At 64.9% G+C, this 8,333-nt stretch carries 7 protein-coding genes; 4 read left to right on the forward strand and 3 right to left on the reverse strand.

Features of this window, described 5'->3' with window-relative positions; genetic code table 11:
- A partial coding sequence (locus HUK84_RS06875) for an AraC family transcriptional regulator (protein ID WP_176639621.1) occupies positions 1-866 on the reverse strand: 866 nt, incomplete at its 3' end.
- A 184-nt stretch (positions 867-1,050) separates the two neighbouring features.
- Here HUK84_RS06875 and HUK84_RS06880 point away from each other — a divergent pair.
- The 4 genes from HUK84_RS06880 to HUK84_RS06895 all read left to right on the forward strand — a co-directional run bounded on the left by HUK84_RS06880 (position 1,051) and on the right by HUK84_RS06895 (position 5,881).
- Positions 1,051-2,097 carry an aldo/keto reductase gene (locus tag HUK84_RS06880; protein ID WP_176639622.1) on the forward strand — a complete coding sequence of 349 codons (1,047 nt, stop codon included), beginning with the start codon at positions 1,051-1,053 and terminating at the stop codon, positions 2,095-2,097.
- Positions 2,098-2,177: 80 nt separating this feature from the next.
- Positions 2,178-3,236, forward strand: coding sequence for an NAD(P)-dependent alcohol dehydrogenase (locus HUK84_RS06885; RefSeq protein WP_176639623.1), 1,059 nt, complete (start codon positions 2,178-2,180; stop codon positions 3,234-3,236).
- 398 nt (positions 3,237-3,634) lie between these two features.
- On the forward strand, positions 3,635-4,663 hold the full coding sequence (locus tag HUK84_RS06890) for an acyltransferase family protein (RefSeq protein WP_246285487.1): 1,029 nt from the start codon (positions 3,635-3,637) through the stop codon (positions 4,661-4,663).
- A gap of 330 nt (positions 4,664-4,993) precedes the next feature.
- Positions 4,994-5,881, forward strand: coding sequence for a 2OG-Fe(II) oxygenase (locus HUK84_RS06895; protein ID WP_176639625.1), 888 nt, complete (start codon positions 4,994-4,996; stop codon positions 5,879-5,881).
- A gap of 114 nt (positions 5,882-5,995) precedes the next feature.
- Here HUK84_RS06895 and HUK84_RS06900 read toward each other — a convergent pair whose 3' ends face one another.
- Positions 5,996-7,516 (reverse strand): lipopolysaccharide biosynthesis protein, encoded by a 1,521-nt coding sequence (locus HUK84_RS06900; protein ID WP_176639626.1) that lies wholly within the window; start codon positions 7,514-7,516, stop codon positions 5,996-5,998.
- Positions 7,517-7,563: 47 nt separating this feature from the next.
- On the reverse strand, positions 7,564-8,333 hold a 770-nt coding region (locus HUK84_RS06905; RefSeq protein ID WP_176639627.1), incomplete at its 5' end, for a glycosyltransferase family 2 protein.

The raw sequence follows: 8,333 nt of genomic DNA on the forward strand, positions 1-8,333 counted from the left end.
AGGCGGGCCGCGTCGCGGGCGGGCGGGATGCCGAACATGCGCCGATATTCCCGGCTGAACTGCGACGGGCTGTCATAGCCCACGACGAACCCGACGCCGGCGGCGTCCTGCCCGTCGGCGAGCAGCATGTGCCTGGCCGCCTGCAGCCGGATCCGGGTGCGGAACTGCAGCGGGCTCATCATCGTCACCGCCTTGAAATGCCGGTGGAAGGACGAGGGGCTCATGCCCGTTTCGGCGGCCAGGTCGCCGATGCTGAACGGTTCGGCGTAATGGTCGCGGATCCAGGCGATGGCGCGGCTGACCTGCGAGAGGCGGCTGTCGGCGCGGGCGGCCTGGCGCAGGGTGGCGCCCTGTTCGCCCTGGAGCAGGCGGTAGAGGATCTCGCGCTCGATCAGCGGGGCGAGGACGGGGATGTCGTCCGGGCGGTCCAGCAGCCCGACCAGCCGCGCCACCGGATCGAGCAGCGCATCGGTCACCGTGCTGACCGCCAGGCCGGGCATCGTGCCCGGATCCCGCAGGGCGTCGGGACTGTCCAGCAGCAGGGCGGCGATGCGCGTGGGGTCCAGCGCCAGGGTGAGCGCCAGGTAGGGGCGGTCGGCGCTGGCCTGGGTGACGCCGCCGGTGATCGGCAGTTCGACCGTCGTGATCAGGTAATGCCGCGCGTCATAGGCGAAGAGCCGCGGGCCCAGCACCACCTGCTTGCTGCCTTGCGCGATCAGGCAGAACGTGGGCTGATGCACGGATTGCACCGGCATGGTCGGCGCGTCCGCCCGCGTCAGGCTGAGCCCCGGCACGGCGGTTTCGGTCCGGCTGTTCAGGCAATGCGCGGTAATGCGCCGGCGCAGATACTCGATCGATGGCCGCATGCGGATCCTCCCGGCCCCGAGATGTGGCGGCTGGCGGACGGTCTGGCAAGACCGCCCGCGCCGTGAGGCGCCCGGCAGGATCGTGCAAGCAGGATCGTGCAAGAACGTGACAGCATTCCCCATTCCGGCGGGACCGGCCCGAGTGACATGATGCGCGCGGCATCTCGGCATAGGGGAGATAAGCATGCGCTATAATCCGCTGGGACGAACCGGGCTGTTCGTTTCCGAATTATGCCTGGGCACCATGACGTTCGGCGGCGACCAGGGAATGTGGGGCCGGATCGGCGACCTGAGCCAGGCGCAGGCGGACGCGATGGTGGGGTCGGCGATCGAGGCGGGGATCAATTTCATCGATACGGCGAATGTCTATTCGGCCGGCTTGTCGGAACGGATCACCGGCCAGGCGCTGCGCAATGTCGGCGTGCCGCGCGAGGAGATCGTGCTGGCGACCAAGGTCTATGGCCGGATCGGCGCGGGACCGAACGGAGTGGGCGCGTCGCGGTCGCACATCCTGGACCAGGCGCGCGCCAGCCTGAAACGCCTGCAGACCGACCATATCGACCTGTACCAACTGCACGGCTTCGACCCGGCCACGCCGATCGAGGAGACGCTGGAAGCGATGGACGTGCTGGTCCGGGCAGGCGACGTCCGGTATGTCGGCGTGTCGAACTGGGCGGCGTGGCACATCGCCCGGGCGCTGGGGATCGCCGAACGGCGCAACCTGGCGCCGATCCGCTCGCTGCAGGCCTATTATACCCTCGCCGGGCGTGACCTGGAGCGCGAGATCGTGCCGATGCTGGCCGCCGAGCAGGTCGGGCTGCTGGTCTGGAGCCCGCTGGCCGGCGGGTTGCTGTCGGGCAAATATGACCGGGACGGCAATGCCCTGTCGGGCGAGGGACGGCGGGCCGGGTTCGATTTCCCGCCGGTGGACCGGCCGCGCGCCTTTGCGGTGATCGATGCGATGCGGCCCATCGCCGCGCGGCTGGAATGCAGCGTCGCCCAGGTGGCGATCGCGTGGCTGCTGCACCAGAAGGTGGTGACGAGCGTGATCATCGGCGCCCGCACGGCCGCGCAACTGGCGGACAATATCGGCGCGGCGGCGGTGACGCTGGACGCGGCGGATCTGCGGAGCCTGGATGCGGTCAGCGCGCTGCCGGCCGAATATCCGGGCTGGATGCTGGAGCGGCAGGGCGCCTATCGACAGGGTGACGACCCCCCTGCCCGGTCCTGAAAGCCCGCATGGACGTGATGGACGTCGATTCCTTTTCCTTTCCATCAGACACTCTCAATCAACAGACGAGGACCGTTCCGATGTTCGCATGTACCGGTTATGCCGCCACTGCCGCCGAGGCGCGCCTGGCGCCGTTTTCCTTCACCCGCCGCGACGTCAGGCCCGACGACGTGCAAATCGAGATCCTGTATTGCGGGGTCTGTCATTCGGACCTGCATCAGGCGCGCAACGAGTGGCACAATACGGTCTATCCCTGCGTGCCGGGCCACGAGATCGTCGGCCGGGTGGTCGAGACGGGCGGCAACGTCACCCGCTTTCGCGCCGGCGACCTGGTGGGGGTGGGCTGCCTGGTCGATTCCTGCCGCGAATGCCGGAATTGCCGCGACGGGCTGGAACAATATTGCGAGGTCGGGTTTGTCGGCACCTATAACGGCCGCGACCGGCAGGATGGCAGCATCACCTATGGCGGCTATTCGTCGGCCGTCGTCGTCGACCAGTCCTTCGTGCTGAAGGTGCCCGGGAACCTGGATCCGGCGGCGGTGGCGCCGCTGCTGTGCGCGGGGATTACCACCTATTCGCCGCTGCGCCACTGGAAGGTGGGACCCGGGCAGCGCGTGGGCATCGTCGGGCTGGGCGGGCTGGGCCATATGGGGGTGAAGTTCGCCCGGGCCTTCGGCGCCGAGGTCGTGCTGTTCACCACCTCGGCCAGCAAGGTCGAGGACGGGCTGCGCCTGGGGGCGCACGAGGTCGTGCTGTCGCGCGATGCCGATGCCATGGCGCGCGAGACGGGACGGTTCGATTTCATCCTGGATGCCGTGGCGGCGGATCACGACATCAATGCCTATCTGAACCTGCTGAAGCGCGACGGCACGCTGGTGCAGGTGGGCGCGCCGGAAGAGAAGCTGCCGATCGCGGCCTTCAGCCTGATCCTGAAGCGGCGCAGTTTCGCGGGCTCGCTGATCGGCGGCATTCCCGAGACGCAGGAGATGCTGGATTTCTGCGGCACGCACGGAATCACCGCCGATATCGAGATGATCCGCATGGATGAGATCGAGGATGCCTATGCGCGGATGCTGCGCTCGGACGTGAAATATCGCTTCGTCATCGACATGGCGACATTGCAGCCCACGGCCGGCTGATCGGGCGGACGCGATCCGCCGCCCCGGCGCGGATCGCGACGCGCGACGCGCCCGTTACCGGGCGGGGAAGGACGGTCATCCGGCGCCGCGCCGCCGGATGATCCCCCCTGCCCCGCCCTGACCTGTCCTGACCTGCCCTGTCCCGCCGGGTGAATACGCAAAATTCCGTTATCCGCGCCATTTTGTTGCGGAGCGCATTCACGCGATGAGCGTGGATCCGCCTTGTCGCGGGCCGCGCCGGCATGGGCCGGGAGCCGAAAAAGCGAGGCGGCATCGCGGGACGACGACAAAAAAACATGGACACGGCCCGCCGGCCATCGTTACGGTTCTGTCCAAATCCGGACATGGTGGGATATGCGCGCATGCCGTCAAGCATAAGGCGAGACCGCAAGGTCATAATGTCCCTTCAATACCTCCGTGCGCTTGCGGCCGTGGGGGTCGTGCTGTTTCACCAGTTCCAGAGCGTATCGCCGATCTTTACCGTAGGGAGATACGGGGTCGGCCTGTTCTTCGTCATCAGCGGTATCATCATGGTGTCGCTGACCGAAGGACGATCGATCAGGCCGTTGAATTTTTTCATCGACCGCCTGACGCGCGTGGCGCCGATGTATTGGCTTGCGACGTTCGTCACGTCGGTCCTGGCCGCCGTCGGGATCTATATGCCGTCCACCTATTCCCACGGGGTGGTGCATCTTATCCTGTCGTGCCTGTTCATTCCCGCGCTTAACGAACACGGCGTCATGATGCCGACGCTGTTTATCGGCTGGACGCTGAATTACGAGATGTTTTTCTATCTCGTCTTCGGCATGCTGCTGGCGGTCCGCGGCAGTTACCGGTTGGTCCTGTTGTCGGCCATCTTTCTGGCATTGGCTTCATTTGGGGCGATGCTGCCGCAGGGCGTCGATGCCGTTCATTTCTATACCAGCCCCTATCTGCTGGAATTTCTGGCCGGGTGCTGTCTCGGATCGATATTCGGGATCAGCCTGACGAAGTTGCGGCCCTGGCCGGCGCTTGGCCTGGTCATGGCCGTTATCGGCGTCATGGGCTGCCTGGCATTCGTCTTTCCTCTTCTTGTCAGCGGCACGGCGACGGTTCTGCTGGTTGCCGCGCTGATGTGGGCCGAACGCTGCGGTTATATGCCGACCCTGCCATTCGCGCTGATGCTTGGGAATGCATCATATTCCATCTATCTTTTCCAGCAGGTGGCATTCGACGCGGTCCAGGCGGTTCTGCGGCTGCTGCATTATCGGCCGGGCCTTCATACCGTTCCCACCAAATGCCTTGCCGTTTTCCTGGCGATTGCCCTGGGTGTCGCGATCTATCGGTTTGTCGAAGTTCCCCTTACGAAGAGGATCCGCAAGGCGATCGATTCCTGGCAGGGCATGGCGGAGTCCTCGCGCAAGGCAGCGGCAACCGCGCGGGTATGAAGACCGTTTGGGGGTAGAGAGTTATTCGGCCCCGGATATGTATCGGTGATGCATCGAGTGCCCGGAAGCCCGTCCGGAAGGCGCAGTGAGACGAAGCGTGAAAAAATGCTTGTCTTGTGAGACGTTTTATCGCAAATCTTTGTGGGATGTTAATATAATGTCTCATACGATCCGAGTGGACAAGCAGAGGCAAGACGCGTCCGTGTCGACGTGACTGGTCCCGATCACCCGCTATTCGGGTGCAACGATTGAAGGCCTGGCCGGCTTGGATGTCATCGCGTCAGCGTATTTCAGGCATGGCCGCTTCTTTTTCAAATGGTGAACGGCGGCATGGAGTTTACGAAAGAGAATACGCAGCTCTCCCCGGCACTTCCCTCCGTTGCGCTCTCGGTACCAGGTCTGGCATTGGGTGCGCCTGTCGAACAATTGAGGGCGCGTTATCTCGCAGCCCGTCCGTTTCCGCATCTGGTCATCGACCAGTTATTTCCCGCGGAATGGCTGCACGCGATATTGGAAGAATATCGCACATGCGATGACCTGATATGGAAATCCTATGATACGGCATTGCAGAAGAAGAAGGGAACGGCCCCCGATTCCGACCTGCCGCCCGTCATGCGGGCTTATTTCGACTTTCTGCAATCGGCTCCGTTTCTGCGGCTGCTGAGCGAGGTGACGGGCATTGCGAATCTTCTGCCCGATCCCAGCCTGTATGGCGGCGGGCTGCATGTCGTCTCGGGGGGCGGGCATTTCGACCTGCATGTCGATTTTCAGAAACATCCCACGACGGGGTTATGCAATCGGCTGGTCGTGATTACGTACCTGAACGAGGGATGGGAAGCCGCCTATGGCGGGAATCTGGAATTATGGGGCATCAAGCCCTCGGTTCGCCAGGTCGAGATCGTGCCCTGTTTCGGACGGACGGTCCTGATGAGCCAGTCCGCGATCGCGGCGCACGGGCACCCGAGTCCGATCAGGGCCGGCATGGAACGCAAATCGGTCATCGCGTATTTCTACACCGGCGGCAAGTCGGGGGGCGCGCTGGCCCGATCGTCCAGAAGCACGACGGTTTATGTGCGGCGCCCCGGCCGGACATTGAGCGCACGCCTGCAGGTGCTGCTGCATGACGCGCTGCCGTCGCCGGGTGTGCGGGCCCTGCAGAAAATCCGCCATGTGGTGCGCAATCGGTGGAAATCCGCCATGGCCAGGCAATCGCAATAACCGGCAGGTTGCCGAAATAGCGGTTTTTTCGGGGCTCTGCCCCGAACCCCGCCAAAGGCGGTGCCTTTGGAAAGCGCTTATTTATCAATGACGCGGGGTCAAGGTCTTTCCTTTCTATCCGTTCGACGCCGCGGCGACCCTGAGGCGCGGGAATTTCCCTAACATGCCGCCGAATCGCTGGGCAAGCTGGTCGAAGACATCGCGGCAGAGCAGGAAAAGAAGAACCGGATAGAGGCAGCACCCCACGCCCCCGATCACGATGATCCGCGACAGGTCATAGGCGCGGATGACCGGGAGAAAGGATGCGAGATAGCCGCCGCCTATGGCCACCGCCGACAGGACGAACGGCATGATGTAGAGTTCCAGCACCCGTGGGACGGCGACGCCGCAGCGCCGCAGGATCAGCAGCGAGCAGAGCGGCGGATAGGTGAAATAATACAGCCCCACCGCGATGGCGACGCCGAAGGCGCTGTCGGCCAGACCGCCGACGATCGCCATGCCGAAGAAAAGCGGGAGCGAAATGGCGGCGAACATCAGGCCCAGGCGGAATTCGCGCCGGGCGCTGAGCAGCGATCCGGTGATCCACGACACGGCGTCGAAGGGCAGGCCCATGCTGAGGATCTGGATATAGGGCACGGCGGCACTCCATCTGGTGCCGAACAGGAAATGCAGCCCGGGCCCCGCGAGCGCGGCCTGGAGGAAGCAGAACGGCACCACGATATAGGCGAGCAGGCGGCAGGCCTTCAGCGCGGCTTCGGTCTGGCGGGCGGGATCGCCGCGCAACTGGGCGAATGCCGGCAGGAGGACATTGATGAAATTTCCGGCCAGCATGCGGACCGGCTGCGCGGAGAAGCGAAAGGCGAAGAAATACAGCCCCACCACCGAATGCGACGCGATCAGCCCGAGAACGATATAATCGCCCTGATTGACGATTTCGATGATCGTGCGGGTTGCGAATACGGTCGTGCTGCTGCCGAGGATATAGCGCACCTGCACCTTGCGGAAGGTGCGGGCGATGCGCGGCGGCGCCTTCCACCAGAACAGACCGGCCTTGATGACCGCGAGGACCGGGATCGGGATTGCGAAACTGTAGGCGCCACATCCCAGCCAGGCCAGAAAGATCGTTCCGAGCTGGAGGGCGAAGATTTCGAACGTGTTATAGGCGGCGAGGAAACGGAAATTCATGTCCGCGCGGATCCGCACCGACGGAACGGTCGCCAGCGTCTTGATCGGCGTCGCGATCGCCAGCGCCGAGATCAGCCCGACCAGTTCGGGCGAATGGTACCAGGCGGCGGCGAACGGGGCGGCGACCAGCATGCCCGCCATCCCCAGCGTTCCCAGCGACAGGCAGATCCAGAATGCCGGCGCGGACCACAGGGTCATGACCTTCTGACGCTGCAGCAGGACGTCGTCGACGCCGAAACTGACCAGGGCATTCGCGATGCCGAAGACCGTGTAGGCCAGGCCGATCACACCGAAATCGGCGGGGGTCAGCAGCCAGGCGAGCGCCAATTGCGAGACGAAGCCGATGCCCCGCGCCGCGAGGCTTTGAATCATCAGCCATAAGACGCCGCTGGTTGCGGCCCGGCCCAACCCGCCGGCCCGGATCGTCCGCCCGTGCTCCTGCCCCGCCATTGCCGTGCCTCCCCCCTTCATGCGCGCTTGCGCGATATGTCTGTCCGTCAGGCCGGCTGAGCGCGGCCCGCCGCTTTCTTGACCCGGTTGCGCAATGAATCGGGCAGCGCCAGCCGGAAGGAGATCCGTCCGAGCAATGCCGGATAGCGCCCGGGCGAAACCAGTTTCAGCGCATCCGCGACGCGGCCGCGGATGGCCAGCCGGGTTGCCGTTCCCAGCAGGTGATCGGCGATTTCCGCCCGGTTTTCCGCCGGAAGACCCGCTGCCGCCGTGCGCAGGGCATCGCGGATGAAAAGACAATCCGAAGCCTCGAGCTCATAGGGGCGGTAGAAGGCCAGCGTCACCAGCTTCATGCCCATTGCCAGGGCCAGCCAGGCGCTCTCGTGGTCCGTCAGCGCCGGAGCGGCCGCCCTGTGGAAATCCTGGAGCGAGACGGCCGAGGCATATCGGTGGGCGTCGGCGATGATGCCGTCGAGATCGGGCTGCCCCGCGCGGCGGCGGCGCGCCGAAAGCGCCGCGATCTGCGACCAGAAGGCCAGAGACCGTCCGTTGCGGATCGAGGCGCTGGAAATGCTGGCGGCGTGGACGCGGTACTCCCCGAAATTTTCGTCGATATTGCGCAGGGTCCCGATTTCGGACAGACGCCAGTAGAGGTCGCTGTCCTCGGCGACGACCAGCGGACGATAGCCGCCGACCCGATCGAACGCGGCGCGCCGGATCAGCAGAAAAGGCGCGGGCAAGTAGGGTTCGCGCGCCGGGACCCAGGCCGGGTCGGCCCGATCCACCCGCGCCAGGCGCACGCGCCCCCCCGTCGGCC

The organism is Nguyenibacter vanlangensis (assembly GCF_013376155.1).
Taxonomy (GTDB): domain Bacteria; phylum Pseudomonadota; class Alphaproteobacteria; order Acetobacterales; family Acetobacteraceae; genus Gluconacetobacter; species Gluconacetobacter vanlangensis.